Raw genomic sequence first — 2,859 nt, 5'->3', positions numbered from 1 at the left:
CGTTGCCCAGATAGACGTCGTCGACGTCGAAGCGGGGGAAGTCGTCGACCAGCTCATAGCGGGTGACCACCGCGCGCCGCGCCGGCAGGATGCCCTGGGAGTCGGAGTAGCCCTGCGCGTACGGCAACGCCTGGATCATGTCCCGCATGATCACGTCGGGCGCTTCGAAACCGAACGGCGCGGGATTGCCGATGTTGAGTTTCAGGATTCGGTGGCCCTCGGCTTCCATACGTGCCGCGTGCGCGTGCACCGGACCGCGGATCTCATAAAGGACGTCCTGCAGTTTGGTCGATTGCGCGAACGTGCGTTGCCGTTGCTGCCCCGTCGCGACATGCCACGGCAGGTGGTGAGTAGTCACGTCAACCATGGTGCCAGAAATGTTCAATGAAATTTTGCTGAGGTCGGCAGTGACGGCTGTGCTGTCATGAGAATCGGTGCCGAGCCCTCGGGCTCAGTGTTTGCCCGGCGGACGAGCACCCTTGGCGATGCCCAGGCCCTTGGCCGGCGGTGCCGGTGGTTCGCCGGTGTTGTCGGGGGCGCGTTGTTCTGGCTCCGGCTCCACCTCGCCACCGGCATCCGGCTGGGCCGGCTGGGATGGCTGCGCCGGGGCGGGCCTTTTGGCGCCGGGTCGCCTGGCCCCCGCCGCCATACCCAAGCCCTTGGCGGGCGCGACGGTCGGGGTTGCTGGCTTGGTCGCCTCGGTTTTCGGGGGCTTCGAGGGCGCCGGCGCCTCGGCGGGGGCCTCGGTTGTCGCCGGAGTCGGGGGTGTAACCGCGGCAGCGGGTGCAGCCGCGACCGGGGCGGCGCTGCTCTTCGGTGGCAGGGTGACCGTGGTGTGGTCCAGCGACTGCAGCAGCAGCTGAGCGATGTCGCGCACCTCGACATCTTCGCGCCCGGCGAGCTGCTGGCGGTCGTCGACGCCATCGCTGATCATCACCCGGCAGAACGGGCAGGCGGTGGCGATGGTGGTGGCGCCGGTGGCCAGCGCCTCGTCGACCCGATCGTGGTTGACGCGTTTGCCGATGTGTTCTTCCATCCACATCCGCGCGCCGCCGGCACCGCAGCAGAACGAACGATCGCGGCTGCGCGGCATCTCGACCAGGTTCGCACCCGAGGCCGTGACCAGCTCGCGGGGCGGGTCGTAGACCTTGTTGTGCCGGCCCAAAAAGCATGGGTCGTGGTAGGTGATGTCCTGGGATACCGGCGTAACGGGAACCAACCTCTTCTCCCGGACCAGCCGGTTGAGCACCTGGCTGTGATGCAGCACGGTGAAGTCGGTGCCCAGTTGCGGGTATTCCCGGCCGATGGTGTTGAAACAGTGCGGGCAGCTGGTGATGATCTTGCGGTCGACGGTTGCCACGCCGTCGAACACTCCGTTCAGCGTCTCGACATTCTGGGCGGCGAGTTGCTGGAACAAAAACTCGTTGCCCGACCGGCGGGCCGGATCGCCGTTGCAGGTCTCGCCGGATCCCAGCACCACAAACTTCACCCCGGCGATGGCCAACAGCTCCGCGACCGCCTTGGTGGTCTTTTTGGCACGGTCCTCGAAGGCGCCCGCACAGCCCACCCAGAACAGGTACTCGAAGCCGTCGAAGCTGTCCACGTCGCGGCCGTACACCGGAACGTCGAAGTCGACCTCGTCGATCCAGCTGGTGCGTTCGCTGGCGTTCTGCCCCCACGGGTTGCCCTTGGTCTCCAGGTTCTTGAACAGCGCAGAAAGCTCGGACGGGAACTCCGATTCGACCAGCACCTGATAGCGGCGCATGTCCAGGATGTGGTCGACGTGCTCGATGTCCACCGGGCACTGCTCGACGCACGCGCCGCAGTTGGTGCAGGACCACAGCACGTCGGGGTCGATCACCCCGCCCTGCTGCTCGGTGCCGACCAGTGGGCGGGCCGCCTGCGCCGGTCCAGTGCCGCCGATCCGGGGAAACCCCGACTCCGGTACGTGGTGGCCCTTGGCGGGCGGAGCGCCGGCGAGATCGACCTGGCCGTCCGGGACGCTCGGCGCTTCCTGCTCGCCGAGCAGGTAGGGCGTCTTGTGCATCCAGTGATCACGCAGATCCATGATCAACAATTTGGGCGACAACGGTTTGCCGGTGTTCCAGGCCGGGCACTGGGACTGGCAGCGTCCGCACTCGGTACAGGTGGCGAAGTCGAGCATGCCCTTCCAGGTGAAGTCCTCGATCTTACCGCGGCCGAACACCGCATCCTCGGGGGGATCCTCGAAATCGATTGGCTTGCCGTCGTATTCGATCGGCAGCAGTGGACCCAGGCCATCCGGCAGCCGCTTGAAGACGACGCTGATCGGCGCCAGGAAGATGTGTAGGTGCTTGGAGTGCAACACGATGAGCAAGAAGGCCAGCATCACCCCGATGTGAAGCAGCAGTGCTACGGTTTCGATGGTTTGGTTAGCCGTTCCCAGCGGCGCCATGATCCTGCCGAACAGCTGCGACAGGAAGGCCCCGTTGCCGTAGGGCAGGGTGCCGGTGTTGACTGCGGCTCCGCGCAGCAGCACATAGGTCCACACCACATTGAGGATCATGATCAGGATCAGCCAGGCTCCACCGTTGTGTGAGCCGTAAAAGCGCGACGCCCTACCTAATTCGCGTGGGTTGCGGAGGGTGCGGATGGTCATGAACACGACGATGGCGATGGTCACCGCCGTGATGAAGAAGTCCTGCACGAAGCCCAGCGCGTCCCAGGTGCCGACGATCGGTAGGTGGAACCGCGAGCTGAACAACAGCCCGTAGGCCTCGATGTAGACGGTGAGCAGCAAGAAGAAGGCCCACATGGTGAAGAAGTGCGCCGCACCCGGGATCGACCATTTCAGCAGCCGCGTCTGACCGGCCACCTCGC

Annotated in this window: 1 protein-coding gene and 1 pseudogene; both read right to left on the bottom strand. The window is 65.6% G+C overall.

The window, feature by feature from the left end; genetic code table 11:
• Positions 1-367 (bottom strand): annotated as a pseudogene (locus tag AC2VON_RS13495) (aminotransferase); the annotation flags it as partial.
• Positions 368-451: 84 nt separating this feature from the next.
• Positions 452-2,859: (Fe-S)-binding protein (locus AC2VON_RS13490; RefSeq protein WP_486953419.1), on the bottom strand; the 2,408-nt coding region annotated here is incomplete at its 5' end.

The organism is Mycobacterium sp. TH-M82, from assembly GCF_057473605.1.
Note: the sequence above shows the minus strand (reverse complement) of the source record. Positions and strands in the feature narration are given on the sequence as shown.